Here is a 26,997-nt window from a genome sequence, read left to right as displayed (position 1 = left end):
GCGGCGGTGACGCGAAGGGCAAAGGTGTACCGGGATGTCCACGGCCTGTGACACGGAGACTCGCTGGAGCGACGCCGAGTTCCGACAGTCGCTGCACGCGCTCGAGGCTTCGTATTGGGACCGGCATCCGTTCCACGAACGGTTGCACCACGGGCGGCTGGACAAGGACGAGTTGCGGTTGTGGGTGGCGAATCGCTGGTACTACCAGCGCTGCCTGCCGCAGAAGGATGCCGCGATCATCGCCAACTGCCCGCTGCCGGAGGTGCGGCGGGAGTGGTTGCCGCGGATCGTCTATCACGACGGGGCCGACGGCTCGCCGGGCGGCGCGGAGAAGTGGCTGCACCTGGCCGAGGCGGTGGGTCTCGAGCGCGCCGAGGTGGTCTCGGAGCGTCTCGTCTTGCCCGGGGCGCGTTTCGCGGTGGACGCCTATCTCGACTTCGCTCGACGCCGCCCGTGGTTGGAGGCGGTGGCGTCCGGGCTCACCGAGCTGTTCTCGCCCGGGTTGCTGAGCTACCGGCTGGGCCGGATGCGACAGCACTATCCGTGGATCGCGGAGCAGGGTTTCGCGTACTTCACCGCGCGCATCGACATGGTGGAGGCGGAGGGGCGTTCGCTGCTCGACCTGGTGGTCCGGCATGCCGAAACCCGTGCGCAGCAGCAGGCTTGCGTCGATGCGCTCGCCTTCAAATGCGATGTGCTGAGCGCTGTGCTCGATGCACTCGACTATCACACGGGGGCCGGTGATGGCCGAGCTGTCCGATAGAACGCTGCCGCGGCTGCGGCCGGGTGTCCGGCTCACCAGTGATTCGGTGCGTGGTGAATTGGCGCTGCTGCCCGAAGGGGTGGTGGTTCTCAACGACACCGCTGCCGCGGTGCTCGCGCTCTGCGATGGTGCGCACAGCATTGATCGCATTGTGCAGCGGCTCGGCGCGGAGTACGACGGCGTCCGTGCCGAGGACATAGCCGAGCTGTTGGCGCGGCTCGCGCAGCGACGAGTGGTGGCACTGGATGACTGAGACGTCGATCGAGGCACCGCTCGGCATGCTCGTCGAGCTGACGCATCGTTGCCCGCTGCACTGCCCCTACTGCTCGAATCCTGTCGAACTCGTCTCGCGCGCTGAGGAATTGACCTTTGCGCAGTGGCGCGATGTACTCACCGAGGCTCGTGAGCTCGGAGTGGTGCAGATGCATTTTTCCGGTGGTGAGCCGCTGTCGCGGCGGGATCTGCCCGACTTGGTCGCGCATGCAAGGGAACTCGGGGCCTACGTCAACCTGGTGACCAGCGGTGTCGGACTGACCGCCCAGCGGGCGCAACAGCTCGCGGAGCGCGGGGTCGACCATGTTCAGCTCTCGATGCAGGACGCGGATCCGCAGTCCGCCGACCGGATCGCGGGGGCCCGGGTGCACGCGCTGAAACTCGCTGCGGCCGAGGCGATCACGGGTGCAGGACTGCCGCTCACCGTGAACGTCGTGCTGCACCGGGGGAATATCGATCGGGTCGAGCAGATCGTCGATCTTGCCGTCGGTCTCGGCGCGGACCGAATCGAGTTGGCCAACACGCAATACTACGGGTGGGGGCTGCGTAATCGAGCCACGTTGCTGCCCAGCGCGATTCAGCTCGACAACGCGCGACAGGCGATGCAGCGGGCTCGAGCGAAATACGCGGGCGGGCCCGATCTGGTGTATGTGGTCGCGGACTACTTCGCGGACCGGCCGAAGCCGTGCATGGATGGGTGGGGGAGAAGGCAACTGACCGTCACGCCCGAGGGCAATGTACTGCCGTGCCCTGGTGCTTCGGTGATCGCGACCTTGCCGGTAGAGAACGCGCTCGAACGACCGCTGGCCGAGATCTGGTATTTATCGAAGGCGTTCAACGCCTTTCGCGGAACCTCGTGGATGCCCGAACCCTGCCGCTCCTGTCCCGAACGGTTCACCGACTTCGGCGGCTGCCGTTGCCAGGCGTTCCAGTTCACCGGTGACGCGGCGGCGACCGACCCGGTGTGCGGGCTGTCCCCGGATCGGCCGCTCGTCGACGCCGCATTGAGCGAGGCGGCGACGGCTTTCACCATGCGGGCGCAGGCGCCGTGAAGGTGATCCTGCTCGGTACCGCTGCCGGAGGTGGGTTCCCGCAGTGGGACTGCGCCTGTGAGCTCTGCCTGAGTGCCCGTAACGGCGAACTGCCCTCGCGCAGTCAAGAGTGCGTCGCCGTCAGCGGCAACTCGCGAGATTGGTGGCTGCTCAACGCTTCACCCGATATTCGCGCCCAACTGCTCGCCACGCCCGCCCTCCGCCCCGGCCCGGGACCGCGAGAAACCCCCGTGCGCGGCGTGCTCCTCACCGACGCCGAGGTGGACCACACGATGGGGCTGGCCATCCTGCGCGGAGCCGCCGACCTGACCGTCTACGCCAGCCCCGTAGTACTCGACGCGCTCCAGCCGCTGCGCAGCCTGCTCACTCGCTACCGCCCATGGAAGTGGCAGGACAGCACCGTGCCCGGTGTCGAACTCGCCGGCGGGCTCCGCGTCGTCGCGCACCCCATCAGCGCCAAGGCGCCGAAGTACGTCGCGACACCGTCCCCCTCCACCCACTGGGTGACCGCCCTCCGCATCGAAGACCCGGTGACCGGCGGCGTATTCGTATACGCGCCGTGCCTGGCGAATTGGCCTGTCGCCCTGGACGACCTGCTCGCCTCCGCCGACTGCGCACTACTGGACGGCACCTTCTTCAGCGCCCAAGAACTCGGCTCGGCCGTCCACTCCCAAGACCCCGACGCCGGCCAATCCCTCATGGGCCACCTCCCCATAGCCGGGCCCACCGGCTCCCTCACTGCCCTCACCCGCCACCCAGGATTGCGCCGAATCTACACCCACCTCAACAACACCAACCCCCTCCTGGAACCCTCCTCCACCGCTAGCGCTCTGGTGGCGCAAGCGGGTGTGGAGGTCCTACCCGACGGTGCCGAACTCACCGTGTGAGGTGATCGCATGGCACGACGCAGCTGACTACAAGAAGCCCGCGTCCAACGCGGCCACGAACAGCATCAGTATGGATATGAGGATCAGCCACATGCCCGCAAGCAGCGTGCCGGTGAACGTACTGAAGAAGAGAATTGCGCCGAAGAAACACCAGGTGAAGACGGTGAAGGCCAGCACCCCACCGAACTTTCGAATGCCCTTGTCCTGAGCGGAGAGCGTGCCCACCGCGACCCCCGCCCCGACGATGGCCAGGAAAGCGCCCCAGACGAACAAGCCGGCCGCGCCCGGGGCTTGCCCACTTTCGAATGGGTAGACCTGGATGGTCTGGACAATTCCCCAGTCACTGTCGGTGAAGTCAGCCAGCGGCTGTGTCAGAGCTGCCGCCCACAGCGCCGCCGCCAGCCCTACGCACCACCGAAGAAACCGGATGTCGAACTTTATCTCGCGCGGCGTCTCCTCGCCGCTGCCGCCACCAGGAACCGACTCCACAGATGCCCCCGCTCAACGCATGTACGCCACCATTGTTGCCCCGCAGCGCCATTGACGGTGCGAGAACCCCGCCATCAATCGCTGCGCGTCACCGCGGCGGGGAGTGCGAAGTGCTGTGCCCGGCCATGCTCACCACTTACCAGATCGCCGCTGCTGCTCGGCGAAAGGGGCTTTGCTGCGCCAGAATCCATGGATGAGTGAAATCGTTGTTCGCCCAGCCGAAGAGGACGATCTGGACGCGGTGGCACGGCTTCGTTGGCGGTGGGTCACGGAGAAGCGCGGCACGCCGGAGATCACTCGCGAGGAGTTCACGGCGTGGTTCGTGGTTTGGGCAAAGGACAACGATCGCTCGCACCGGTGCTGGGTCGTCGCCGACGATGGGGTCGTCCTCGGTATGGCATGGCTCGCGGTCATCCAGCGCGTACCGACGCCACATAGGCCTGAACGGGCGTCGGGCGATCTGCAATGTGTGTATGTGGTGCCGGAACGTAGGGATACCGGCTTGGGTGGCAGGCTGATTGATGCCGTTCTCGCCGAGGCGAGCCGCCTCGGACTGGAGCGAGTAACGGTGCATTCCAGCGATCGCGCAATCAATGCCTACGCACGCCACGGCTTCACCGTCTCCCCTCGACTGCTCCAGGTCGAGTAGCCGGCTCGCTAGTTCCAAATAGCCGCACTCGTTCCCGGGATCCGCACCGAATGTTCAGAGCGAGTGCGGATCCCGAGAGTAGGGGCGGATTCCGGTGCGGCGGGCTCGGGTGCGGGTGGCGCAGTCGTGGGTGAGGGTGAGGATGTGGTTCAGGAGGCCGGGGCTTACGCCGGCCATGCCGGTGGGGTGGGGGGTGGCGTCGGTGTAGGCGCCGCCTGCCATGCGGTTGTGCAGGGTGCGGAAGGTGACCAGGGCGTTCATGATTCGGATGGCGCCGTCCATGGCGTCGGCGAGTTTGGTGGGGGGTGGGCCGGTGGGGCGGTCGAATTCGCGGACGAGGCGGGTGATCAGGGAGGGGGTGCCTTCGGTGCGCTCGAACAGTCGACGCCATTGGGGGAGAGCGTATTTGACGAGGTCGTGCTGGAAGTAGCGGAGGTCGGCGTCGCCGTGGTCGGCGGACCAGACGAGGCGGTCGATGAGGTAGAGGGGGACGTGTACGGGTGCGGGACCGTAATATTGGCGGTCGGCGATGACCACGTCCGCCATGAAGGGGCGCAGTCGGGCGGCGTAGAAGTCGACCGGGTCGACGTTTCGGTAGACGTCGTTCATCAGCTCCGGCAGGGTCTCCAATTGGTCCGCCGCGGTGTGGCAGATTTCGCCGAAGGCGGTATCACCGGGGTGGATTTCGGCCAATCCGGCGATGGTCGGGGCTATGTCGTCGATGAGAATGGTACCGACTCGGACGGCGTCGATGATGACGTTCTCCTCGCGGTCGCCGAGGAACATCCGCTGACGTTTGCCGCGCGGGTTCCACACGCCGTAATGCAGGACGGTGTCGCGCGGGACCATATCCACCGAGAGCCCCCACGCGAGCAGCGCGTCCGTGCCCTCGGGTGCCGCCTCGAGCGGTTCGACGCCGTGGCGCTGCAATGAGGAGAGCAACATTCCGACATCGCGCATCGCGGCCAGTCGATCGGCGACGTCGGTCAGTTCTATTTCCCGGGCCCGCCACAACAGCTCTCGAAACGAAGTGACGAGTTGCGGCACATCGGCGGCGGCATTCAGTTCGGGCAGCCGCGCCAGCAATGCGTCGGCGGACAAGGGGTCGCGGTGCGCAACGTGCTGGCACGACGCTTCGTCGAGGCGTATTTGCTCGACTCCGCTACTGACTGGCTTGGTGTGTTCGGGCAAGCGTGACCGCTTCTTCAGGGCTGGCATCGGATCCTCTCTTGCTGCTGAGAGTCATCACAACTCACAGGTCGTCGCGCATTCGTGCCGTCACCCCGAACGGTCCGGAGCGACAGTGTGCGCAAGGCAAACAAACATCCCATGATCGCGGGCGGCTGAATTGGGCAAACTTTTGGTAAATGCCGCCTGTTTTTCAAGTGGGGAATCCCCGGATACGCGATGGCTGGTTTCGCTCGAACTGGACGTGTGACCATTAGGCCTGTTGTCGGCCACCGGATCGGGGAAGCCAATGCGAACAATGATGATGAGGGCGGTTGCCGCGGCACGGGCGCGTGCCCGGCAATGCGCGATCGGCGCCGCCGTGGCCGCGATCGCGTGTTCGGTGCTGGTCCCGACTTCGCAAGCCGCCCCGCCGGCACTCGGTCAGATTCAGGTCGAGGGTAGTTATCTCGTCGACGCGCAGGGCCGCAAGGTACTGCTGCACGGAGTCAACAATGTCGACAAGCAAGCGCCTTATGTGGAGCCCGGTGACGGCTTCACCGTGACCGACCAGGACGCGGCACTGCTCGCCCGGCACGGATTCAACACCGTGCGCCTCGGTGTGAGCTTCGCCGGACTGATGCCCACCCGCGGCGTCGTCGACACCGCCTACCTCGAACGCCTCGTCAGAGTGATCGATACCCTTGCCGCGCAAGGCATCTACACGCTGCTCGACAATCACCAGGACGGACTGTCGAAGATCTGGGGCGGCAACGGATTTCCGGAATGGTCGCTGCGTGCGCGCCCGGCCGCCTGGGAACCGAACCCCGGCTTCCCGCTCTACTACCTGATGCCCAGCATGAACCGTGGCTGGGATGAGGTGTGGGACAACAGCAATGGCGTCCTCGATCATCTCGGCACGGCGCTGGCGGCACTGGCCGAGAAGGTCAAGGGACGCACCGGCGTACTCGGTATCGAGCTGATGAACGAACCATGGCCCGGATCGGCGTTCCACACCTGCTTCCCGAACGGCTGCCCCCGCTTCGACGCCAAATATCAAGCGGCCATGCAGAAGCTGACCGATGCGGTACGTGCCCGCAACGCGAACATCCCGGTCTTCTGGGAACCGAACGTCACCTGGAACGAAACCATGCCGACCAACCTGGGCAAGAACCCGCCGATCACCTCACCCGGCATCGTCTTCGCACCGCACGACTACTGCATCCCCAGCCAACTCGCCATCTATCTGGGCCTGCCTGAAGAACTGCGCGGCGTCTGCCCGGTCCAGCAGGACAAAACCTGGGGCAATATCGACTCCTTCACCAAACGAACCGGAATCCCCACGCTGGTAACGGAATTCGGCGACGGCGACGCAACAGTACTGCGCAACACCCTCACCCGCGCCGACGAACGCTTCATCGGCTGGCAAAACTGGCACTACGCGTCCAGCTTCGGCCCCGGCGCCCCCAAACCCGACCCCTTCCTCGGCGACATCGGCCGCGACCTGGTCCGCACGTACCCCCGAGCCACCGCAGGCACCCCCGGCCGCCTCATCTTCGACCCCGCCACCGGCGATTTCGCCTACCGCTACACCCCCCAACCCCGCTCCACCCCCACCGAAATCTACGTCTCCGACCTGCATTACCCCAACGGTTACGAGGCCCGCGCCGACGGCGGCACCATCACCTCGGCCCCCGGGGCGCGAGTAGTCACCGTGCAAGGCAACAGCACCGACCCGGTAACGGTGTACATCAATCGACCCGGATCGGCGGGCGCCAAGATCCCGACCGGGGCGGTCAGCGGCGGCTGATTGCCTCGCGCCGGTCAGCGCGGTGTGCGCGCATCGGTTGGCCAGATTCGGTCGATGAGGCCGTGTCCGACGATGAGCCGCACCGCCTGCCGGGAAATGGTGCGCGGAGTGAATGTGCTCAAGAAATCGGGGAGACGTAGGTCGTTGTAGGAGATCGCGCGAAAGTACTTGTACATCAACGTTGGCATCGAATAGGCAAGTGGTGTCAGTATCACGCCTATGACGATGGCGAGTGTCGGCGTCGAGCGCGGGCTGAGTATTGCGGCGGCGATTGTCGCGGTCACCAGCGTGAACACGGCCGCCACGGTGACGAGAACGTCGGCCAACCAGCGCGAAATCAGGATGGGCAGACCTACTCGGACGGGTAGGGTCGCCCACAGCATGAGGGCGGCCATCGCAATCAGCGCACAAACCCAATAAGGCGCTGCGTGCCAGGGTATTCCCCACATTCTGCCGACCAGCAAGAGGGCGAGTGCGGTCGCGATCAGGAGGGCAGCGTTCCATATCGCATGCGGCTTGGCGCCGTGGTCGAGCCAGTGGTTCCCTCGCCCGTCGAATGCCGAGGTACTGACCGGGATGGTCTGCTGGAGTGGTTCCACAGACGACCGAGTCTGTCTGAGCAGCAGGAGGAGGTGCGGTTTCCGGGCGATCAAGACGTCGGCAAAGAAGATTCGTCTGCCGTACACCATTCGGCTTCGGCTCACGTATGTTCCGCCTTCGAGACACCAGGTCATGGAGACGAAGACGATACCGAGAAAGAAGCAGTAGGCGGCGAGCTCGAGCACGATCGGCCATTCGGTTTCGATGCGCAGGCCGAACGGCGGCGTCCAATCGTCTTGACCGGGCCACACCCAGTTCCAGGGCCATTCCCACTGCCAGGGCAGGTCCCAGTTCCATGGCCATTTCCATTCCCACGCAATGTCTTTGCCGCCTCCGGTGGTCGGCGGCAAGCTGAGGCCGAGGAAGGCGCGCAATGGGTATCCCAGGCCGACCGCCGCGACGACCAGCCAGCCGATGATCGGCGGTCCGTGGCGGCGTGGATCGCACGCATCGAATCGGTTGCGTTCGACGCTGCGAATCCCCTCGTACAACACCGCTATCGCCAAAACCCCTGCCGCCAGGGGGATCACGTGATGGAAGAAGGAGACAAACGGGAGTCCGCACAGGATTACCGTCAGGACAACGCGTGCACCGATTGCCCCCAACGTCGCGTAGGCCGCCACTCGAAGACCCGCCGCCCGGGTCGGGATTCTGCCGCGCTGCGCGGCATTCGGCGACACCTGATCCTCGTCCAGCCCGCGTAGATCATTGAGCTGATATCGCCCCTGGTAAATCAGAATCTCCAGGATGAACCACAGAACGAGCATCCGTGGAACGAAGTAGGGGACCTCGAGCACCGACGGCTGCATCACGATCAGGGTCAGCGTCCCGATCGGAAAGAACAGTGCCTTGCTCAAATCCATCGGCCGGGGCAGCAGCAGATATGACAGCAGCTTCCGCTCACCGGTCGGCGATTGCGCCAGTGGCAGCAGTGGCGTTGCTCGGCGAGCCCTGGTGTCACGCACCAGCTTCAGGAAGTAGGAACGTCCGTTCACGGTGCCGTTACCCGCTTCCACCACCAGCAAGACGATGACGGGTAGATAGACCACCAACATGATGAACTGAAGATAGAACGCATACTGCCGGGCCATGTAGCACAGCAATCCCAGGAAGATGAACTCCAACGACAACATGGCGACGAGCTGCAGGATTCGCGGAATGCGGTAACCATGGCTGAGCGAGTTGAGCTCAGCGATCATTTCCCGGTACATGACCGGCCGCAGCAGCGGATAGCCGGCCATATCGGGCTTGCCCGGCGGCAGCAACTTCGCCAATTCGCGTTCGAGGGCACGGGAATAGAAGCTGCGCACAGTGGCCTGCGAGGCGGTGACTTGCAACATGCAAGCCAGCGCCAACGGAATGAGCGGCACCGCGGCCGCGGCCGCGTCATGGATGTGGTTGGACGGCTCGTTGCCGCTGACGAAGGTGACGAAAGCGCCGAACAAGGCCAGCGTCGTCACCACGCCACCGAAAACGCCGACGAGCTGGTTGTTCAGCTCGCGCTCGTCATCACGGGCGGCGACATAATCGGCGATCAGCGCATCGAAGTAGTTCTGTTCACGATCCACGTTCCGCGCCCATCGTCACCTACCGTCGCAGTCGACTGGGCCGAACGGCTGCAGCGCTACCTGCGTGTACCGCTCAGTGTGGCAATCGCATCCGGTGATCGGTATCCGTTGTTCGCACGACCGAACCGTTCGGCGGGTTGCTCCTGGCGGTGCAGGACATCGAAATTCGAAAGCTGCGTCGGCGAGTAATCCATCGGCGACACAGGGGTTTCGGGGTGGGTACGGTGGGTGGGGTGGGGCTCGGCGATGGGGTCTCATGGGTGGGCGCGGGCGGCGTGGGCGCGGGACGTAGGGAGGGCAGGATGGGCGAGATCGAGGCTCAGGATCAGGTCGAGCTGTTGGGGGCGGATTTTTTCGAGGATCCGCACGTGTATTACCGGCGGTGGCGGGAGCGGGGGCCGGTGCTGCGGGTGCAGTTTCAGCGCGGCGTGTCGCAGTGGCTGGTGATCGGGTATGCGGAGGGGCGGGCTGTGCTCGCCGACCCAAGGATGCACAAGAACCTGGCCGAGGTGATCGAGGTGTTTCGGCAGAAAGACCCTGCGGCGCTGATGGATTCGCCCGTGTTGCCGCTGGTCGCGCACATGCTGAACACTGATCCGCCGGACCATACCCGGCTGCGCAAAATGGTCAACAAGGCCTTCACCGGCCGCCGGGTGGCGGCATTGCGGCCGCGCATCGAGGAGATCACCGCTGCGCTGCTCGATCGAATGGCCGAGCACGACGAGGTCGACCTGCTGGAGGCCTTCGCGGTGCCGCTGCCGGTCACCGTGATCTGCGAGCTGCTCGGGGTGCCGTTCAGCGATCGGGAGTCGTTCCAGCACTGGACGAAGGTGCTGGTCGGGGCGGTCGGCGGGCTGGAAGAACGCAACCGTTGCTCGGCGGAGATGGCGCAATATCTCGCCGCCCTGGTCCAGACCAAGCGCACCGACCCGGGTGAGGACCTGCTCTCCGGACTGGTGCAGATCCGCGACGGCGGTGACCAGTTGACCGAGAACGAATTGATTTCGATGGCGTTCCTGTTGCTCATCGCCGGACACGAAACCACGGTGAACCTCATCGGCAACGGCACATACGCATTGCTGCGCAACGAATCCCAATTTCAGGAACTACGCGCGGATCCGTCCGGCGTGCCCGCCGCGGTGGAGGAGTTCCTCCGCTTCGACAGCCCGGTCGACTGGGCCACCGTGCGCTACACCTCCGAGCCCGTGCAGGTCGGCGACGTCGAAATCCCGGCGGGCGAACTCGTGTACGTCGCCCTGTCGGCCGCGAACCACGACCCGGCCCGCTACCACGACCCCGACCGACTGAACGTCACCGGCGACGCCGGGGGTCACCTGGCCTTCGGCCACGGCATCCACTTCTGCGTCGGCGCCCCCTTGGCCCGCGTCGAAGCCGAAATAGCCTTCACCGCACTGCTGCAACGATTCCCGGACCTCACCCTGGCCCCCGACGCCACCACGCCGACCTGGCAACACAGCCTCCTCATCCGCGGCCTCACCGCCCTGCCTGTCCGGTTGCGCAAGGAGGCGGCGGTCACGACGGGGGAGTGACGGCCAAGTAGACGCTGCTCCAGAGCTGTGCCGCATTGGATTCGGTGACATCGGCTTCGCTGGCACCGAAGGGTGCGACGCGATAGCGGTCATTGTCGAAGCGCCAGCTCCACAGTTCGGAGTTGGCCATCGACTCGGCCGCCTTGATCGCCTCCCAGAGGGTGCGCTGGGCGCGCACCAGCCGGTCTCTGACCGGCTGGGGTAGGTCGGTGCGGTCGAGTTGGCGATCGAGACCGCTGGCCAGCGCGGCCTGCACCCAGGACCAGACCACGGTGCCGTGGTAGTCGTGGTTGGTGAACTGGGATTGCAGGGCGGGGCCGGCGAAGACCGGATTCGCCACGACCAACCCGGCTTCGGTGATCAAGCCGAGTGGGAAGGGGCGGAACATGGCGCTCACCTGCTGGTCGAGGATCTCGGGCGGTGGTGCGCCGAACAGCAGGTCGAACGTGTCGTCGGAGTGCGTGATCGGAATCGGTGCGCCGTCGGCGTCGAGGGCGATAGCGGGGAAGGTGATCGGGTTGTTGTCGAGCGAGGCGAGCGCGTCTCGTGCGGTGACACCGATCTTTCCGGCATAGGAATCGACGGCGGCTCTAGCCTGTTCGGCGTCGCGGGTCACGGTGAACAGTCGCGGTGCCTCGGCCCGCCAGGTTTTCGCGGCCGCGGCGGCGAAGGACAGTTCCAGCCGATCGTCGGCGGTCAAGAAGGGATCGAGCACCCCGCGGTCGAGCAGCCGGGCGGTCGCCTCCAGCGCGGCGGGTGCGAGGATGGCGTTGACGTCATAGGGGTAGCGGCCGCCGCCGAGACCGACTCCGCTGTCCCGCCATTCGCCTGAGTCGCGCCCCGGTTGCAGGGCGATCAGGTTGCCGTATCGAGGCTCGTCCGCGAAGGCCGCCGTGGTCGACGTGACGAGTCGCAGGTTGCGCACCAACGCTTGACCGAGCAACACGGACGAGTTGTCCAGCGGCGCACCTAGATAGGCGGACGCCCGTTCGGCGCCGGTTGGATCGTCGAGCAGATGGGCGGCGGCAACCGGTGCGAGCAGATAGTTCTCATCGACCATGTTGTAGTCGAATATCGGCGCGCCGCTGAGGGATCCGTTCTTGCGCTTGTTCGTGAGCACCGCGTATTCCGACAGGGACTCCTCGTGTGCGACCTGCCCCTCGGGTCCGAGCCGAGTCAGTACGGAGCGAATGCCCGCTTCGATCGCCTCGGGCGCCAGCACCGGCTTCAGCAGCATCATCGAGATCAGGGTGTCGCGGCCGAAATAGGTGTTGAAGCGCCATGAACCGGCGAGAAACTTCTCGCGGTAGCTGAGGAAGGTGAGCGTGTTCTTCGCGCCGTCGAGCTTGCGCTCAGCGCCGTTGAGCAGTTCGGATCCGGACAGCGGCGTCAACGGGGTGTCGCCGGTCGCGGCAGTGACGCGCAGGGCGATCCGGCCGTCGGGCCCGGCGGTGATCGTCGCGTCCGGGGCCACCGAACCGTCGAGAACCTCGAGGCCGAGCTGGTAGCCGGGCGCGCCGTCGAGACGGTCCCGCACCCACGTCACGGTGTTGCCGGCAATGGTCGGCGCGACCACGAGCTCGGTGGGCACGATCGCGTACTGGTCGTAGTCCCGCAGGACACGAACGTTGGACAAGACGGCCTGCTTGGGTATCAACGTAGGCGCGCTGATGGAGGCATCGAACTCGATCCCGTGCCGCGGGCGGCCCTGAGAATCGTTGGACGCCTTCGCCTTCGGCGGTGAGTCCAGCACCCAGTCCGCCGCGGCAGCGATGGGCCCGAACCAGACCCCGGTGCCGCTGTTGCCGGCCGGAAACGCCGCCACGATGCGCGGATTGCGGCCCGAACGCAGCAGCAGATGCGCTGCGGTCTTGTCCTCGCGCAGGAAATAGTTCTGGTTCAGCCCTTCGCGCACCTCGAAGCGGAACGCCGTGTGGCTCGGTGCGGACGCGCACCCGGTGGCGAGGAGCAGCAGCCCGACCACCCACACTGCCGCATACTCGAGGAACGACCCAGTCCGGTGCCCGGTCCGCAGTGCCTTGACGTGGTGCATGACAGAGCCCTTCCGTCCGTGCTCCGGGAGATCCTTTTCCGAACACGCCGAGCCCGCACAGCACTCGGCTGGGACCGTTTCAATGTATCGCCGATCAATGTTCCAGCTGGACGGAATCGGCGTCTCCGGCAGCATGCTGCGGTCCTGGCTTCGGTGACCGAGGCGGCCCGTGATGGAGTGACGGGTATGACGGATGAGAAGCGGACGCCGGGGGCGCTGTCGGGAATTGTGGTCGCTGACTTCGGCAGGATTCTCGCCGCGCCCTATCTGACCATGCTGTTGGCCGATCTGGGTGCCGAGGTCATCAAGGTGGAGCGGCCGGGCGCGGGGGACGACACGCGGGGGTGGGGGCCGCCGTTCGTGGCTGGGCAGGCGACCTATTTTCAGTCGGTGAACCGGAACAAGACGTCGGTCACACTCGATCTGGGCAGCGAAGAGGGGCAGCGCTACGCGCGGGAGCTGGTGCGGCGTGCCGACATCGTGGTCGAGAACTTCCGCCCGGGGACGATGGCGAAGTTCGGCCTGTCGTACGCGGACGTGCAGGAGTTGAATCCGCGGGCTGTCTACTGTTCCCTGTCCGCGTTCGGCGGGGGCAAGGGTGCGGAACTGCCCGGTTACGACCTGCTGGTGCAGGCGGCGGGCGGGCTGATGAGCATCACGGGGCCAGGCGAAGGCGAGCCGACGAAGACCGGTGTGGCAGTGGTCGATGTCCTCGCGGGCCTGCATGCGACGGTGGGAGTCCTTGCGGCACTGCGGCATCGGGACGCGACCGGGCAAGGGCAGCTGGTCGAGGTGAATCTGCTGTCCAGCCTGCTGGCGGGCATGGTGAACCAGAGCACGGCCTACGCGCTGGCCGGCGTGGTGCCGACCATCATGGGCAACCGGCATCCGTCCATCGCGCCGTACGAGGTGTTTCCGACCGCCGACCGGCCGCTCGCCGTGGCGGTGGGCAGCGACGGGCAATTCGGCACGTTGTGCCGGGCGATCGGTGCCGATCACCTGGCCGACGACCCGCGCTTCACCGACAACACCGCACGGGTCGCGCATGTCGAGGTGCTGGCGGCGGCGCTCGGCGAGATCCTGGTGACCCGGCCCGCCGCGGCGTGGGAGGCGCTGCTCACCCCGCTCGGCGTTCCGTGTGGGCCGGTGAACGATATGGCGGGGGCGTTCGCGCTCGCCGATCGGCTCGGGCTCGAACCGCGTATCCCCTCGGGTAGGGCCGATATGCCGCCGTTGGTGACCAATCCGATCACCTTGTCGCGCAACCCGGTTCGCTACACCACCCCGCCACCCGAGCTCGGCTCGGGCACTGATCGCGTCCTGGCCTGGCTGGACGAGAACTGATCGCCGCAGCGCTGATCAGTGCGCGCTGACCGCCACCGGAAGTCGAGCCGCCATGCGTCGCGCCAGCAGAATCACCACGTGGGCGCGCAACATTCCGATCGTGCCCGCGCACTGGTCCGCTCGGGCCATGGCGGCGTAGTCGTGCACGTTTTCCGGGTCGCTCAGCAACTCGTCGAGTTCCATTCCGGCCCTGGCTTGTTCGCGGGTCAGCGCCCGATCGGGCAGCCAGCTGAGCCGCCAGACCGCCCGGCCGTGCTCGGCGACGCGAGACGCACATTCCGGACTGATATCACTGGTGATAGACCACTCGGTGCAGTAAAGCGCCATGTCAAACTCCTTTGGGCCCGGGGCATAAAAGCTCTCCCGAACGAAATTCGCAGCGATAATTCAGTTTTCGGCTTCGCGGCCGGTCCGGTCGGTATCACTGGTTGTAGATCTAGGTCCAAGGTAGAACGTGTCGGCGCAATAGACGACCCTTGGGTCGGTTTCTAAAATCGAGTTCAGGTTGCGTTAACTGGCAGATCACCGCCGATCACGGTCCGATCACGTGCTGATCGCGCTGTATCACGCTCATCCCTGACGGACCCGCGCCAGCCGGGCAGCTGCACCCCGCGTCGATACCGGTCAGTCGTCCCCTACGCAACCCCGGCAAGGTGGGGTCGACGCAGACCTCGCCTCGGGACCGGCGGCTCGACGCGGCGACCCAGCCCCGTAATGCGCTCTCGGCAAGGCGAACTCGCCCGTGTAGCAAGTATCTGTCAATCCCGAACTTTCCCGGCCGATAAACCCTCTTGCGAAACTACCCTGACGACGTCCTGCGAATTTCGGCAGGAATCGATCGACAGCACAAGGATCGTTCGATGGATATCGGGGGAATACGCCGGGCCACACCAGGATTCGTTGATAAGCACCACGGTTCCTCGCCCCGGCGCGCGTGTAGAGATGTGGTCGACCTCGGATGAGTGATGTGATCACACTCAACAGCGATGAGGGCACGACGTCGTTCGTTGGCCGCGGTGCCGAGCTGGGCACAGTGCAGCACCTGCTCGTTGCAGGGCAGCAAGACGTGCTGGCCGTGGTCGGCCCGGGCGGTGTCGGCAAAAGCAGGTTGGTCGCCGAGGCGGTGCGAATGGTCTCGGACCGGTTCCAGTGCGTGCTGCGTTTGGATTTCACGCGCGCGTTCGATCCGGCCCGCGTGTTCGAACCACTGTTCCGCGGCGAGCACCGTAACGATTTCGATATGTTGTTCGTGGACAACGCCGACGCCGGTGTCTATCAGATCTGGTCGTTCGTCAACGATGTGGTCGTGGCGAATCCCGGCCTGCGGGTCGTGGTGACCAGCCGCGAGCCGATGCGGATTCGCGGCGAGAAGATGCTGCGTCTGGGGCCGCTGCCCATTCCCGTCGACGGCCGGAACGACCTGGACGAACTGCGGTGCAACCCGTCCGTGGCATTGTTCACGCAGCGGGCCAGAGCGGTCGACCCGGCCTTCGAACTGACCGAGCGCAACGGCCCGATGGTCGCCGATATCTGCGTGAGTCACGGCGGATTGCCGCTGGCCATCGAGCTGGCGGCCACCCAGCTCGGCACGCTCGGCCTCGCGGCGCCGGCGCAATCAACGGATTTCGGCGCCGACGACCGGACCATTCCGATTCGCCGGAGTATCGCGGGGAAAGCGGATTTCAAGGAAAACCTGGAGCCATTGTCGAGCGTGCTCACCAATCGGGAATACGAGGTCGCCCGTCTGGTGGCCGAGGGGCTGACCAATCATATGATCGGGCGCAGGCTCGGTATTTCGGATCACACGGTGGCCAATCATATGCGGAGCGTCATGCGAAAATTGAACTGCCCGTCCCGGATCCACGTGGCGAGGAGAATATTGTGAGCTCAGCGCGACCGCAGGGTGTGCTGTATCGCCTCGGGGCGTGGTGCGCGCATCATCCCTACCTGGTGTTCGCGATGTGGTTGGCGGTGCTCGTCCTCGGCGGGGTGCTCGCGGTGACCGGCGGCGGCCTCTACCGGCAGTATTCCGACCTACCAGGCACCGAGACGCAGCGAACCGTCGACGTGCTGCGCAAGGATTTCCCGCAGTTGAGCGGGCCGGTGGCCAATCTCGTCTTCGAGGCGCGGCCCGGGGTCTCGGTCGCCGATCCGGCGGTCGCGGATCAGGTGAGCAGGGCGCTGTATGCGGTGGGCGAGCTGCCGAGGGTGGCCTCGGTGGAGAACCCGTTCGCCGGCATCGGTGGCGAGCGCAACGAGCGTGCGGCCGTCGCACACGTGTTCTTCGAAGGCGACCTGGCCGACATTCGGCCGAGCGACCTGGACGAATTGCGCACGGCCACAGCGCCCGTGGACGAGGTCGGGGTGACGGTCCGGCTCGGCGGCATGGTGCCCGGCCTGCTCGACCAGCCGGAGAACTCCTATGTCGAAGTGCTCGGCGTGCTGGTCGCGATCGTGATCCTGTTGCTCGCCTTCGGGTCCTATTTGGCGGCGGTGCTGCCGGTCGTCATCACCTTGCCCGCGTTGGGCGTGGCGATGGCCGCGGTGCAGGTGGCCGCCGCACACGTGGAAGTGAACCCGACCGCGCCCATCATGGTGGCCATGCTCGGGCTCGGTGCGGGCATCGACTACGCGCTGTTCGTGGTGACCCGCTATCGCGAGCAACTGGCCGACGGCGCACCGATCGACCATGCGATTGCGCATGCGGTCGCGACGGCCGGGCGATCGATCCTGTACGCGGGCGGCACCGTCGCGCTGGCGATCAGCGGCGTCTGGCTGTCCGGCGTGCGTTTCATCGGCGTGATCGGCGTGGCTATCGCAGGCGCCGTGCTGATCATGGTCGTCGCGGCGCTGACCTTGCTGCCCGCGGCGCTGTCCGTGCTCGGTGCCCGCATCGACCGCTACCGGCTGCCGTGGGTCCGTCCCGGGGTGTCGACCGCGGGCTGGCAGCGCTGGGGCAGGCAGGTGAACCGGCGCGCGGTGCCGTACGCGCTCGGCTCGATCGCGGTGCTCCTGCTGCTGGCCGCGCCGGTGCTCGACCTGCGATTCTCGGTCATCTCCGACAGCACCGAGCCGGCCCGCAGCGAGACCAGGCAGGCCTACGAGGTGATGGCTCGCGAGTTCGGGCCGGGCTCGGCAACGGTTTTCCTCGTCGCCGCTACGACGAGCGGTCCGGAGGCCGACATCGCCCGGGTGAGCGCCGAACTGAAGCCCGCGCTGCAACGGACACCGGGGGTGGCGGCCGTCGACGGACCGCTGCGCAACGGGGGCACGGCGGTGTTCCGGGTGGTGCCGACCGGCGGCCCGACCGACGCCGCGACCGCGGAGCTGGTGCATCGGCTGCGGGCCGACGCGATCGCCGGCGTGCGAGACCGTAACCCCGCCAGCGAGATCCACCTCGGTGGCGACGTCACCGCGATGATGGACATGGCCGACGTGATCCGCGGCCGGATGCCGCTGGTGGTCGCCGTCGTGGTCGGTGTCGCACTGGTGCTGTTGGTCGCCATGTTCGGATCGGTCGTCGTGCCGCTGAAAGCGGCCGTGATGAATCTGCTGTCCATCGGCGCGTCCTACGGCGTGGTGGTAGCGGTGTTCCAGTGGGGATGGGGCCTGTCGCTGGTGGGACTCGACCGGCCGACGCCGATCATCTTCTTTGTCCCGCTGTTCATGTTCGCCGTGGTCTTCGGGCTCTCGATGGACTACGAGGTGTTCCTGCTGTCGCGGATCAAGGAGGACTACGACCGCTCCGGCGATCCCGACGAGAGCGTCGTCGCGGGCGTCGCGTCGACCGGACGGTTGATCACCAGCGCGGCGCTGATCATGGTGTGCGTCTTCCTCAGCTTTGTGCCCCAACCGAACTCCACGGTGAAGATGATGGCGCTGGCCTTGGCGGTCGCGGTGACGGTGGACGCGACGATCGTCCGGCTCGCACTGGTCCCGGCGCTGATGAAGCTGTTCGGCCACCGCAACTGGTGGCCGGGCAGTCCACCCGCCCACCAGGAGCCGAAGGAACCGGATCAGGTGACGCCGACCCGCGCGTAGAAGTCGCGCAGTTCCCGATCGACCTGGTCCGCGGCGATATAACCGAGGAAGTGCTCACCGCCCGGCACCAGCCGGAACTGTGCTTGCGGCCCGATGAGCTCGGCCATCCGGCGGGCCTCGTCCACCGCGACGATGCGGCTGCGGTCTCCGGTGAGAACCAAGGCCGGACAACGGAGTTCGTCAGGCGCAGGCTGATGCTCGAAGAACATCGGCAGCATGCTGTGCTTGAACAGCTGCGGGAACTGCGGCACATCCTTTGCGCGCCTGCGTAATAGGCTCGGCGATGCACCGGGGCCGCCGAGATAGTGGCCGAGCAGCAGTCGCACCACCGCGGGCGGCACTACCCGCTCCAGCGGACTCCGGTAGAGCAGCGTGGTGATCGCCTGCATCGGCGGCGGCCGCAGCCGGTACCGATCCGGCAGCACGAGCAGTGCCACCGAGGCGCAGCAGTCCGGCTGCTCGGCGGCGAAGCGGTAGCCGACCGCGCCCGCGTCGCTCCAGGTCAGCAGGTGTGCCGAGGACAGTCCGAGGGTGTCGAGCACGCACCGTAGTTCGCGCACCCGGTCGTCCACCGTGACCCGCCGGGTGCGGCTCACCACCGGTTCGTACAGGAAGACCTCGTGATCGACCGCGAGAGCCTCGATCTGCGGTGTGTAGACGAAGTTGAGTTCGGGCAGCAGCGGTACGCACACAATCGGTGCGCCACGGCCGAACCGGGCGAGCGGCCGCGTCACACCATCGGTGCAGCGCAGCGGCCGCGACTCGCTCGCCAGTCGTTCGGTGTCGCGGTCGACCCGGGTCAGCAGGTCGCAGGCGGCTTCGGACATCAGAATTCACCTAACCCGCGACGGTGCCCGCGCGCTGGTGCGCGCCCGGCTGCCGGGGCAGCCAGCGGTTGACCTGCGCGCAGTAGTCTCGATACGGCTGTCCGAAACGGGATTTCAGCTCCCGCTCCTCGTGCAGCACATACAAGTGCATCACCGCAGTGAGCACCACCGCATAGCCGAGATACGTCCACGACTGGAGGGCGAGTCCGATGCCGAACGCCAGCAAGGCATTCGCGATGTACATCGGATTGCGGACGTAACGGTACGGACCTTCGGCCACGAACACGGTCGGCGGATCGATCGGCACCGGCGTGCCGTGGCCGCGCACGGCCAAGTTCAGCGCGCAGGTGTAGTTGAGGGCGAAACCCGCTGCGGTGACCAGGAATCCGCCGATGCGGACCCAGCTGCCGCCATCGAACGTCGCCGGTCCGACCAGCAGGATCACCAGCCACGGCACCAGGGCCAGCCCGGCGAGCAGCACCAGCGCGCCGAGCAGGTGGGTCTTCACCACCGCCCCGGTCATCGCCGGTCCTCCGGTGCTCCTGCGCGGGCGACAGCCGCGCCCGCGAAAACGCCGATCATCATGTTGAACCCTTTCCGGGTGTGCCGCCGGTCAGCGGACGTTGGCGAAGCGTTTGCACAGGGCTTTCTTCAACGGCGCTGTGCGATCGAAAGTTTCGATGAGGCGGCGATTGGCGGAGAGCGCGGTCTGCTGGCTCCCGGCCCTGCCGATCAGATGGGTGCGCCGGAACACCGGCGCCAGTGCCTTACGGCGCTGCTTGGCATATCGGGCGCAGGCTTTGTCGATGGCCGCCGCCCCGTCGGCGTTGGCGAGCGACAGTGCGAGTGCTTCGGCATCCTGGAAGCCGAGGTTCATGCCCTGGCCGCCGGCCGGATGCACCACGTGTGCGGCGTCGCCGAGCGTGACAGCGCCGGGTATCCACCAGTTCTGCCCGATCGATCGGCGCATGTGATAGATACTCGCCTCGCGGAGTTCGAGCTGATCCGGATCGAGCACCCGGCAGATCCGGGTGGCCCACTCGACGAAGTTCGCGCGATTCGGTCGTGCCGGGGCGGTCGTCGAGAACTGGATGCCGATCCGATGTTGGTTGTGCGGCAACGGGATCAGTACGAGGAACCCTTGATCGTCGAGCACGTAGTAGGCGCAGTCCCGGAACTCGGGCAGCGCAGGGACGCACACGTTGAACAGCGAGGTGCCGTACTCGAAGACCGTGGGCTTGCCGAAGTATTTGTCCCGCAAGGTGGATCGGCCACCGTTGGCGACAACCGTGAGGGCGGCGCGGTACTCGCCGGACTGGGTGGCCACGCCGTGCACCCGGCCGTCGTGCACCAGTAGATCGGTGACCCGGGTGCTCGGCACGATCTGCACCAGCCCACTGCGCAGCGCTGCCGCGTGCAACGCCCTGGCGATATCGGCGTGCCGGATCGCGGTGAACCGGTACTGCGGGCCGAGCAGGGTATCGATCTGCATCTCGAACAGCTTCTTGCCGTCGCCGTCGATGATGCGGAATTGCCGCAGGCCCAACGGATCACCATGGTCGATGTCCGCGCCGACACCCCAGCCGCGCAGCAACGAGATACCGTCGTGATGCACCATGTCGCCCCGGTCGATCTCATCGAAGTTGCGACGGCTCTCCAGCACGATGCTCGGACGCCCACGCGCCGCGAGCGCGACCGCCGTCGCCAGCCCCGAGGTGCCGCCGCCGACGACGACCACCGGCTCGGCCGGCATCAGACCACCTCGACAGCCATGGCGCCGAAGGAGAACCCGAGTCCGAAGGCGAGCAGGATCAACCGGGTACCCGGCTTGATCTTGCCCTCGTCGCGGGCGAGCGAGAGATTGATCAGCAGGCTGGACGGGCCCATGTTGCCGTAGTGCACCACCGGCAGCGGCACCGACTGCACGTCCCAGCCGAAGCGCTGCGCGCTCAGCTCCAGCAGCTTGGCGTTGGCCTGGTGGGCCAGGAACAGGTCGACGTCCTCGGGCTTCCAACCCGCTTCCGCCATCACCCGATTGAGCAGGCCGGGCAGCAGCCCGAGCGCCACGGTGGCGAGGCGCTCACCCTGCATCTCGTAGTAGCTGGTCTCGATGCTCACCCCGTCGTCGTGCTGGACGGTGTTACGCACGTCGACGACGCCGAGGCGCCAGTGCCTGGCGTGCGTCTCCCACTGCAGGCCGCGGACAACGCCTTTGAACCCGCCGACCGGGCCGCCGTTGGCCGACAGCACCAATGCGCCTGCGCCGGAGCCGAACAGCCCGGCGGTCTGCGGGTCGGCCTTGTTGATCACCTCGAAGAAGTCGACCGAGGTGGACACGATGGCGCGTTCGCACCGGCCCGCCTGCAACATCAGCATCGCCATCTCCATGACGGCGATCGGTTCGGCGCAGACGCCGTCGATGCCGAGTGTGCGAATCTTGTTGAGGCCCAAGTGAGCTGCCAGCACGATGGGCGCGGGCGGTGCGAAATGGGTTTGGCCCATCTGGATGTGGAACAGCACGGTCTCGGTGCCGATGTCGTCGAAGGCGAGCTGGGCGTCGGCGCAGGCCTTGGTCACCGCGTCGGTGGCCAGGGTGAGCACGTTCTCGTTCTCGGCGGAGACGCGGCGCTCCACGATGCCGGTCCGCTCGACCATCCATTCATCCGGCAGGCCAAGTGATTTGGAGACATCCTGGTTGTCGCTGACCGCCGATCCGATGGAGTGACCCATGCCGGCTACGGTGATGTTCGAGGCCATGGTGACCGCCCTTCCTGACGTTGCGGGCGTGGAATCCAGCGCCCGGTTGTTTGTCGGTAACGCCGGTAGGCGGGACCGAAGGTGGAGTCGAGTGCCGTCGTCTCGTGCCGGATCCACAGCAGCAGAGCGAGGGTGAGCACCGCCGCGTAGCCGAGATAGGTCCACGAGCCGAGGGCCAGTCCGAGGCCGGACACCATCGCGATGGTGCCGGCGTCCATGGGGTTGCGCAGGTAGCGATAGGGCCCGTCGACGACGAGATATCGCGGTGGTGAGGCGGGGCAGGCGGTGCCGCCGCCGCGCATTGCGAACACGAGCACGCAGGCGTAACCGAGCACGAATCCCGCTGTCGCCAGCGCGATCCCGCCGAAGCGCACGATAGGGCCTGGTTCGAAGGCGTAAGCGCCGACCAGGCGGATGACGAGCCAGGGCAGCAGTACGAGCGCCGGCACGAGCATGGCGACGCCGTAGAGGTGCGCCTTGATCAGCAGGGCCGTCGTCGTCATTCGACAGTCGCGCTTTCCGCCCGGTCGCCGGCCTCGGCGGTGGTGCGGTCGGCCAGGACGGCGGTCGCGCCTTCCGCACGGTCGCCCAGCTCGGCGGTGATGCTGTCCGCGAGCTCACCGGCGGTCAGCTGCCGCCACAGATGCCTGCGTCGCGGCTTGCCGCTGGTGGTCCGGGCGATGGTGCCCTGCTCCACCTGGAGCACGCGCAGCACCACCTGATCACCCGCGAGTTTGCGCACCACGCGAAGGACCTGTTCGGGTGGCAGTTTCAGCCGTTCACACAGCAGCGCGACGGTGGGCGCGCCACGATCGGTGCCGAGCAGCACGGTCACCCGGTTCTTCGGCGCACCCGCCGCCGCGGTGACGGCGGACTCGATGTCCTCGGCAAACAGCGTTCTGCCGTGCACCTTCATGCTGTCGCCCATCCGGCCGACCAGGTAAAGGTCGGTGCCGCAGACGAATCCGGCGTCACCGGTGTGATACCAGTCGTCGTGGAACGGCGCGGTCTCGCGATGCTCGTCCAGGACGGCCCTGGTCACCGACGGCCCGCTGATCGCCACCTCGCCGAGCACGCTGTCGCCGACCGGTGTGCCGTCCTGGCCGAGAATCCGCACCTGCGCGGAGTGCAGTGGTGACCCGCAGCTGGTCAACCACGTCCGCGTGGCGTCGGATTCGGCGACCGGGGCCGGGTCGTCCGCCTCGCCGAGTGTCGCGGTGCCGAGCACCCGGACCGCGGCGCCGAGCTGCAGAGTGGTCGGGTCGACCGCGATCGCCGACGGTATTTCGTCGGTGCCGGAGCCGGTCACCGCAAGTGCCGCCTCGGCGAGGCCGTAGGCGGGCAGCAGTGTGCGCGAATCGAATCCGTGCGGAGCCAGCAGCGCGGCGAATCGGCGCAGCACATCGAACTCGACCCGTTCGGCGCCGATGATCAGGTGCCGCCACGTGGTGAAGTCCATGCCCTGCAAGTCATCCGGGGCGACCTTGCGCAGGATCCAATCCAGTCCGAAGTTCGGTGTCGCGGTGCTCCACACGCCGTCCCGGCCGAAGCATTCGAGCCAGCGCAGCGGCCGCGCGATGAATTGGACCGGTTGCAGCAGCCGCAGATCGAACTGATGCACCAGGGCGGGTAGCAGCAGCCCGACCAGACCCATGTCGTGGTGTAGCGGCAGCCAGGACGCGGCGGTCAGTTCGCCGCTGACATCGAGCCACGAGGTGATCAATCGTTGCTGGGCTTCGACATTCGCGCCGGTCAACAGGACACCGCGGGGTGCGCGGGTGCTGCCGGAGGTGAACTGTAGCAAGGCGTATTCGGCGCGGACGGGAGGAATATGGCCGGGCACCGGTGCGCTGCCGTCGATCGCGAGCACGGGGGCGTCGAGCTCGGCCGCTGCCAGCGCTGCTTTGACGCCCACGTGGAACCGCTGCTCGGCGACCACCACATCGGGGCGGGCCGTCGCGAGGATGCGGCCGAGATAGCCTGCGTAGTCACCACTTACGGTGTGCGTCGGCGGCGCGACCGGGGCCACCGTCGCGCCGATGAGCAGGGTCGCGCAGAACGCGGCGATGCCGGTCTCGGAGGTGTTCATCACCACGCAGACCCGGCCACCGGGCCGTGCGCCCGCCGCCGCGATCTGCTCGGCGCCGCGCAGACAGAGCTCGGCGAGTTCGGCGTAGGAGACGAACCGCCAGCCGTCGGTGTCGTCGGCGAAGCGGACGCCGCGGTCATGCCTGGGCTCGCTGATCCAGTCGACGAGCCGGGAACTGTTGGGGGACACGAGGATTGTTCTACCGACCGGTCAACGGCCCGGACCATGACACGAATTCGCTAGCGATCTCTGGGCATAGGCCGGCGGTCGCGGCGACTGCCAGACTCGTCGGCATCGCTGATGAGGATCGCTCATCCGGTACAGGAAGGGGTTGCCTCTCGTGACGACGCAGGTAAGTCTCGCGTCCCCCATCGACCCGCAGACCGACGGCGGCGCACTGCTCGACGCGGGACTCTACGGTCCGCATGTCGACGAGTTCCGCGCCACCGTTCGTGATCGGATCGATCGGCTGGTGCTGCCGCATCTCGACAGCGCCGAAGCCGCGGGACGGTTTCCGGCCGAGGTGATCCGCGAGCTCGGCGCGACCGGGTTGTTCGCCGAGCGCTGGCACGGCGGCGGCGACACCGGACGCTCGGTCGTGCTGGCCAACGAACTCGGGCGCGCGGGCGCGGGCGGGCTCGCCGTCGGTATCAGCCTGCACCTGGAGACAGTGCTGTCCATGCTGGTCCGCTTCGGCGGCAACGACTATCTGCGGCAGCTGCGCGATCAGGCGATGCGCGGCGAGCTGGTCGGCTGTATCGGGGCGAGCGAGGCGACCGGCGGATCGGATCTGGAGCGGGTCGGCACGATCGCCCAGCGCACCGCCGCAGGCTGGCATATCGAGGGGCGCAAGAAGTTCGTCTCGCTCGGCAGCGTCGCGGATTTCTGCCTGGTGCTGTGCCGGGTGCACCGCGACAACGGCAAACAGGTGGCTCGGCTCGGTGTCGCGGCGGTGCCACGGGACGGCCTGCACGTCGAGCACAGTCACGCGAAGGTCGGCACGCACAGCCTCGACACGGTGCGCGTCGCTGTGTCAGCGGACATTCCGGAAGAAGCGATGCTCGGGCGACCCGGGCTGGGCCTGGCCGTGATCAACTACGGATTGACCATGGAGCGGCTCGGCGCGGCGGCCCAGCTGATCGGCACCTGCGAGCTGGCGCTCGGACTCGCGGTGGCGCACGCGGATCGGCGCAGCCAGTTCGGTGCTCGACTGCGCAAGCATCAGGTCATCGAATACCGGCTCGCCGATCTGGCCGCCCGGATCGAGATCCTGCGCGCCGCCGCGCTGGCCACCGCCGCGGGCTACGGACGCCCCGGCGGACCCGGCGCGCATCAGGTGGCCGGGCTGAAGGTGACCGCGGCACAGACCGCGGAGCAGGTGGTCAGCGAGTGCATGCACATCTTCGGCGGTGCGGGCTATCTACCCGAAGAGACCCCGATGGGCCGGCTGTGGCGCGACGTGCGGCTCGGCCGCATCGGCGCGGGCACCGACGAGATGATGTGGTCCATCCGCGCCGTCGGCCTCACCCCGGACAACGACTCCTACGACCGCCTCGTCCACATCTCGACCTAACCCAGGAAGTGAGCAAATCATGGCTGACCGGACAAAGATCCTCGACGTGCTGGAGAACGCCTACACCTCCGTCACCCGCGTGCCGCGCAAGCTGACCGGCACCGAGTCGCTGCGCGACGACCTCGATGTGAACTCGGTGTCGCTGCTGGAGCTGTTCTCCAAGGTGGAGGAGGAACTCGACATCGTGCTGTTCGAGAACATGGAGCTGCCCGATGTGCAGACCGTGGACGATCTCATCGCATTGATCTCCACCGAGATGGACACGCCCGCGCACTCGTAACAGCGGTGCATCGCAATCCCTTGTCAGGCAAGGGATTGCGACTGACGCCTGTGTGACGTTTCGGCGAAATGTGGTGTCAGCCGGGCAGTTTGCCGAGCAGCCAGCTGCCGACACCTTCCGGGTTCTCGCCGAAGTAGTAGTCGTGGATGGCCTGGAGCAGATCGTCGGTGGTGACGAAGCCGTCGCCGTCGGTGTCGAGCCTGCGGTGATTGTCGCGGGCATCGTCGGCAGGCAGGTGCATGAGCGCCCCTGTCCAGCGGACGTACTCCTCGGCGTTCAGTTTGCCGTCGCCGTCCACGTCGGCGATCGTCATGATCGCCGCGAGGAACGGTCGATAGCCCTGCTCGAAGGATTCCTCGGTCACCAGCAGGCCTTCGGCGAAAGCGTCCTTGTACTCGGCGAGATCGACCGAGCCGTCGATGTTCACATCGCCGGCCGAGGCCAGGCGCCCCCACAGTTGCAGGCTCAGTCGTAGCAACTCTTGTGCGGCAGGCGAATCCGGTTCGTGGCCGAACTCCGCGGCCAACGCGCGTGCCGAGTTCTCGAAGTCGCTGCGCTCGATCCGGCCGTCCCCGTCGAAATCGAACGTCTCGAATCGGCGCGCCAGCTTGCGCGCCAAGAACTCACTGATCTCCATGACCTGCCCATCCATTCGCATCCGGTCGTGACGTCATCGGCACGGTAGTCGGTCGGCCACCACCGGAATTCTCCGCTGATCGCTGTCGCGCCGCGCCACGAATCCTGATAACTACCACAATGCTGCCGCGCCAGCAGCTTCCGCGGCAGCGGTCAGTCCGCCGGGAGAGCCACCGACGATCGGTAGTTCGGGCAGCGCTCCAGTTCGCCGTCGTGCGGGCAGGTGAGCAGCCAATGCAGGTACCGCCGTGCGGTTTCGAGTTCGTGCATGCGGGTGTCGATGGCGGACATGTGCGCGTGGACGGTGGCGCGCCAATCGCCGGTGGTGGAGCGGGCGGCGAGCAAGGTGGCGATCTCATCGAGGCTGAGCAGGCCGGTGGTCTGCCATTGCTTGATCAACGCGATGCGGTAGAGCTGGTCCCGGTCGTAGCAGCGGCGGCCGCCGCGGCGGTGTGCGGTGAGCAGTCCGCGGCGCTCCCAGTAGTGCAGCGTGGACAGGGGGATGTCGAAGTGGTCTACGACGGTGGCGATGGGCGTCAATTGCGGCATTCCGCTAGTTGACCTCAACCCCGGTTGAACAGGCAAGGTA

25 protein-coding genes are annotated in these 26,997 nt (G+C 66.7%); 12 read left to right on the top strand and 13 right to left on the bottom strand.

Features of this window, described 5'->3' with window-relative positions:
• The first annotated feature begins 34 nt into the window (after positions 1–34).
• From pqqC to pqqB, 4 genes are read left to right on the top strand one after another with little or no spacing between them, the layout of a single operon-like run.
• The gene (pqqC, locus tag DMB37_RS02095) at positions 35–763 is read left to right on the top strand and encodes a pyrroloquinoline-quinone synthase PqqC (RefSeq protein WP_135231188.1); all 729 of its coding nucleotides are present in this window, start codon (positions 35–37) and stop codon (positions 761–763) included.
• A complete protein-coding gene (pqqD, locus tag DMB37_RS02090) occupies positions 744–1,016 on the top strand; it encodes a pyrroloquinoline quinone biosynthesis peptide chaperone PqqD (protein ID WP_135231187.1) in 273 nt (90 codons plus the stop codon). The genes pqqC and pqqD overlap by 20 nt, the downstream gene beginning before the upstream one ends.
• Positions 1,009–2,088: a pyrroloquinoline quinone biosynthesis protein PqqE gene (gene pqqE / locus DMB37_RS02085; protein ID WP_135231186.1), complete on the top strand. Its 1,080-nt coding sequence runs from the start codon at positions 1,009–1,011 to the stop codon at positions 2,086–2,088. Before pqqD ends, pqqE begins: the two co-directional genes overlap by 8 nt.
• Positions 2,085–2,975 (top strand): pyrroloquinoline quinone biosynthesis protein PqqB, encoded by an 891-nt coding sequence (gene pqqB, locus DMB37_RS02080; protein ID WP_135231185.1) that lies wholly within the window; start codon positions 2,085–2,087, stop codon positions 2,973–2,975. Before pqqE ends, pqqB begins: the two co-directional genes overlap by 4 nt.
• Positions 2,976–3,002: 27 nt before the next feature.
• On the opposite strand, the gene DMB37_RS02075 is transcribed toward pqqB, so the two are convergent.
• Positions 3,003–3,464 (bottom strand): hypothetical protein, encoded by a 462-nt coding sequence (locus tag DMB37_RS02075; RefSeq protein WP_135231184.1) that lies wholly within the window; start codon positions 3,462–3,464, stop codon positions 3,003–3,005.
• A 193-nt stretch (positions 3,465–3,657) separates the two neighbouring features.
• Here DMB37_RS02075 and DMB37_RS02070 point away from each other — a divergent pair, with 193 nt between their 5' ends.
• Complete coding sequence (locus DMB37_RS02070) at positions 3,658–4,113, top strand: GNAT family N-acetyltransferase (RefSeq protein ID WP_135231183.1); 456 nt, start codon at positions 3,658–3,660, stop codon at positions 4,111–4,113.
• 54 nt (positions 4,114–4,167) lie between these two features.
• On the opposite strand, the gene DMB37_RS02065 is transcribed toward DMB37_RS02070, so the two are convergent.
• Positions 4,168–5,331 carry a monodechloroaminopyrrolnitrin synthase PrnB family protein gene (locus DMB37_RS02065; protein ID WP_135231182.1) on the bottom strand — a complete coding sequence of 388 codons (1,164 nt, stop codon included), beginning with the start codon at positions 5,329–5,331 and terminating at the stop codon, positions 4,168–4,170.
• Positions 5,332–5,599: 268 nt separating this feature from the next.
• Here DMB37_RS02065 and DMB37_RS02060 point away from each other — a divergent pair, with 268 nt between their 5' ends.
• Positions 5,600–7,090 (top strand): cellulase family glycosylhydrolase, encoded by a 1,491-nt coding sequence (locus DMB37_RS02060; RefSeq protein ID WP_370465306.1) that lies wholly within the window; start codon positions 5,600–5,602, stop codon positions 7,088–7,090.
• A gap of 14 nt (positions 7,091–7,104) precedes the next feature.
• On the opposite strand, the gene DMB37_RS02055 is transcribed toward DMB37_RS02060, so the two are convergent.
• Positions 7,105–9,150 carry a hypothetical protein gene (locus DMB37_RS02055; protein WP_135231180.1) on the bottom strand — a complete coding sequence of 682 codons (2,046 nt, stop codon included), beginning with the start codon at positions 9,148–9,150 and terminating at the stop codon, positions 7,105–7,107.
• Between the two features lie 410 nt (positions 9,151–9,560).
• Here DMB37_RS02055 and DMB37_RS02050 point away from each other — a divergent pair, with 410 nt between their 5' ends.
• Entirely contained in the window at positions 9,561–10,808 is a 1,248-nt protein-coding gene (locus DMB37_RS02050) for a cytochrome P450 (RefSeq protein WP_135231179.1), read from the top strand.
• Here the strand turns inward: DMB37_RS02050 and DMB37_RS02045 are convergent.
• A complete protein-coding gene (locus DMB37_RS02045) occupies positions 10,792–12,861 on the bottom strand; it encodes a hypothetical protein (RefSeq protein WP_240772204.1) in 2,070 nt (689 codons plus the stop codon). The genes DMB37_RS02050 and DMB37_RS02045 overlap by 17 nt on opposite strands.
• A gap of 186 nt (positions 12,862–13,047) precedes the next feature.
• On the opposite strand from DMB37_RS02045, the gene DMB37_RS02040 reads away from it, so the two are divergent.
• A complete protein-coding gene (locus DMB37_RS02040) occupies positions 13,048–14,205 on the top strand; it encodes a CaiB/BaiF CoA-transferase family protein (RefSeq protein WP_135231178.1) in 1,158 nt (385 codons plus the stop codon).
• 15 nt (positions 14,206–14,220) lie between these two features.
• Here DMB37_RS02040 and DMB37_RS02035 read toward each other — a convergent pair whose 3' ends face one another.
• Positions 14,221–14,532 carry a hypothetical protein gene (locus DMB37_RS02035; RefSeq protein ID WP_135231177.1) on the bottom strand — a complete coding sequence of 104 codons (312 nt, stop codon included), beginning with the start codon at positions 14,530–14,532 and terminating at the stop codon, positions 14,221–14,223.
• 631 nt (positions 14,533–15,163) lie between these two features.
• On the opposite strand from DMB37_RS02035, the gene DMB37_RS02030 reads away from it, so the two are divergent.
• Both DMB37_RS02030 and DMB37_RS02025 read left to right on the top strand, forming a co-directional pair.
• Complete coding sequence (locus DMB37_RS02030) at positions 15,164–16,090, top strand: LuxR C-terminal-related transcriptional regulator (RefSeq protein WP_135231176.1); 927 nt, start codon at positions 15,164–15,166, stop codon at positions 16,088–16,090.
• On the top strand, positions 16,087–18,246 hold the full coding sequence (locus DMB37_RS02025; protein ID WP_135231175.1) for an MMPL family transporter: 2,160 nt from the start codon (positions 16,087–16,089) through the stop codon (positions 18,244–18,246). Before DMB37_RS02030 ends, DMB37_RS02025 begins: the two co-directional genes overlap by 4 nt.
• Here DMB37_RS02025 and DMB37_RS40365 read toward each other — a convergent pair.
• From DMB37_RS40365 to DMB37_RS01995, 6 genes are all read right to left on the bottom strand, one after another.
• Entirely contained in the window at positions 18,222–19,073 is an 852-nt protein-coding gene (locus DMB37_RS40365) for an alpha/beta fold hydrolase (protein WP_167768684.1), read from the bottom strand. The two genes, DMB37_RS02025 and DMB37_RS40365, sit on opposite strands and share 25 nt — an antisense overlap.
• Before the next feature lie 10 nt (positions 19,074–19,083).
• A complete protein-coding gene (locus DMB37_RS02015; protein WP_135231173.1) occupies positions 19,084–19,596 on the bottom strand; it encodes an isoprenylcysteine carboxylmethyltransferase family protein in 513 nt (170 codons plus the stop codon).
• Positions 19,597–19,686: 90 nt separating this feature from the next.
• Positions 19,687–20,826 (bottom strand): NAD(P)/FAD-dependent oxidoreductase, encoded by a 1,140-nt coding sequence (locus tag DMB37_RS02010; protein ID WP_135231172.1) that lies wholly within the window; start codon positions 20,824–20,826, stop codon positions 19,687–19,689.
• Entirely contained in the window at positions 20,826–21,803 is a 978-nt protein-coding gene (locus DMB37_RS02005; protein WP_167768683.1) for a 3-oxoacyl-ACP synthase III family protein, read from the bottom strand. The genes DMB37_RS02010 and DMB37_RS02005 overlap by 1 nt, the downstream gene beginning before the upstream one ends.
• A 5-nt stretch (positions 21,804–21,808) precedes the next feature.
• A complete protein-coding gene (locus DMB37_RS02000) occupies positions 21,809–22,333 on the bottom strand; it encodes an isoprenylcysteine carboxylmethyltransferase family protein (protein WP_135231170.1) in 525 nt (174 codons plus the stop codon).
• Positions 22,330–24,108 carry an AMP-binding protein gene (locus DMB37_RS01995; RefSeq protein ID WP_167768682.1) on the bottom strand — a complete coding sequence of 593 codons (1,779 nt, stop codon included), beginning with the start codon at positions 24,106–24,108 and terminating at the stop codon, positions 22,330–22,332. Before DMB37_RS01995 ends, DMB37_RS02000 begins: the two co-directional genes overlap by 4 nt.
• A gap of 151 nt (positions 24,109–24,259) precedes the next feature.
• Between DMB37_RS01995 and DMB37_RS01990 the strand changes: the two genes are divergently transcribed.
• Positions 24,260–25,492 carry an acyl-CoA dehydrogenase family protein gene (locus DMB37_RS01990; RefSeq protein ID WP_135231168.1) on the top strand — a complete coding sequence of 411 codons (1,233 nt, stop codon included), beginning with the start codon at positions 24,260–24,262 and terminating at the stop codon, positions 25,490–25,492.
• 19 nt (positions 25,493–25,511) lie between these two features.
• The gene (locus DMB37_RS01985) at positions 25,512–25,772 is read left to right on the top strand and encodes an acyl carrier protein (protein ID WP_135231167.1); all 261 of its coding nucleotides are present in this window, start codon (positions 25,512–25,514) and stop codon (positions 25,770–25,772) included.
• 76 nt (positions 25,773–25,848) lie between these two features.
• Here the strand turns inward: DMB37_RS01985 and DMB37_RS01980 are convergent, their stop codons facing one another.
• Together DMB37_RS01980 and DMB37_RS01975 are read right to left on the bottom strand one after the other, a co-directional pair.
• On the bottom strand, positions 25,849–26,409 hold the full coding sequence (locus tag DMB37_RS01980; protein ID WP_135231166.1) for an EF-hand domain-containing protein: 561 nt from the start codon (positions 26,407–26,409) through the stop codon (positions 25,849–25,851).
• Between the two features lie 152 nt (positions 26,410–26,561).
• Complete coding sequence (locus DMB37_RS01975) at positions 26,562–26,957, bottom strand: MerR family transcriptional regulator (protein ID WP_135231165.1); 396 nt, start codon at positions 26,955–26,957, stop codon at positions 26,562–26,564.
• Positions 26,958–26,997 lie beyond the last annotated feature (40 nt).

Origin of the sequence: Nocardia sp. CS682 (assembly GCF_004634405.1) — a bacterium.
GTDB classification, from domain to species: Bacteria; Actinomycetota; Actinomycetes; order Mycobacteriales; family Mycobacteriaceae; genus Nocardia; species Nocardia ninae.
This window is presented reverse-complemented; position numbering and strand designations above follow the sequence as displayed.

What these genes read in the sequence shown, in the direction of transcription:
- pqqC (WP_135231188.1), top strand. Translation starts at nt 35, where the DNA reads ATGTCCACGGCCTGTGACACGGAGACTCGCTGGAGCGACGCCGAGTTC.
- pqqD (WP_135231187.1), top strand. Translation starts at nt 744, where the DNA reads ATGGCCGAGCTGTCCGATAGAACGCTGCCGCGGCTGCGGCCGGGTGTC.
- pqqE (WP_135231186.1), top strand. Translation starts at nt 1,009, where the DNA reads ATGACTGAGACGTCGATCGAGGCACCGCTCGGCATGCTCGTCGAGCTG.
- DMB37_RS02070 (WP_135231183.1), top strand. Translation starts at nt 3,658, where the DNA reads ATGAGTGAAATCGTTGTTCGCCCAGCCGAAGAGGACGATCTGGACGCG.
- DMB37_RS02065 (WP_135231182.1), bottom strand. Translation starts at nt 5,331, where the DNA reads ATGCCAGCCCTGAAGAAGCGGTCACGCTTGCCCGAACACACCAAGCCA.
- DMB37_RS02060 (WP_370465306.1), top strand. Translation starts at nt 5,600, where the DNA reads ATGATGATGAGGGCGGTTGCCGCGGCACGGGCGCGTGCCCGGCAATGC.
- DMB37_RS02050 (WP_135231179.1), top strand. Translation starts at nt 9,561, where the DNA reads ATGGGCGAGATCGAGGCTCAGGATCAGGTCGAGCTGTTGGGGGCGGAT.
- DMB37_RS02045 (WP_240772204.1), bottom strand. Translation starts at nt 12,861, where the DNA reads ATGCACCACGTCAAGGCACTGCGGACCGGGCACCGGACTGGGTCGTTC.
- DMB37_RS02040 (WP_135231178.1), top strand. Translation starts at nt 13,048, where the DNA reads ATGACGGATGAGAAGCGGACGCCGGGGGCGCTGTCGGGAATTGTGGTC.
- DMB37_RS02035 (WP_135231177.1), bottom strand. Translation starts at nt 14,532, where the DNA reads ATGGCGCTTTACTGCACCGAGTGGTCTATCACCAGTGATATCAGTCCG.
- DMB37_RS02030 (WP_135231176.1), top strand. Translation starts at nt 15,164, where the DNA reads ATGAGTGATGTGATCACACTCAACAGCGATGAGGGCACGACGTCGTTC.
- DMB37_RS40365 (WP_167768684.1), bottom strand. Translation starts at nt 19,073, where the DNA reads ATGTCCGAAGCCGCCTGCGACCTGCTGACCCGGGTCGACCGCGACACC.
- DMB37_RS02015 (WP_135231173.1), bottom strand. Translation starts at nt 19,596, where the DNA reads ATGACCGGGGCGGTGGTGAAGACCCACCTGCTCGGCGCGCTGGTGCTG.
- DMB37_RS02010 (WP_135231172.1), bottom strand. Translation starts at nt 20,826, where the DNA reads ATGCCGGCCGAGCCGGTGGTCGTCGTCGGCGGCGGCACCTCGGGGCTG.
- DMB37_RS02005 (WP_167768683.1), bottom strand. Translation starts at nt 21,803, where the DNA reads ATGGGTCACTCCATCGGATCGGCGGTCAGCGACAACCAGGATGTCTCC.
- DMB37_RS02000 (WP_135231170.1), bottom strand. Translation starts at nt 22,333, where the DNA reads ATGACGACGACGGCCCTGCTGATCAAGGCGCACCTCTACGGCGTCGCC.
- DMB37_RS01985 (WP_135231167.1), top strand. Translation starts at nt 25,512, where the DNA reads ATGGCTGACCGGACAAAGATCCTCGACGTGCTGGAGAACGCCTACACC.
- DMB37_RS01980 (WP_135231166.1), bottom strand. Translation starts at nt 26,409, where the DNA reads ATGGAGATCAGTGAGTTCTTGGCGCGCAAGCTGGCGCGCCGATTCGAG.
- DMB37_RS01975 (WP_135231165.1), bottom strand. Translation starts at nt 26,957, where the DNA reads ATGCCGCAATTGACGCCCATCGCCACCGTCGTAGACCACTTCGACATC.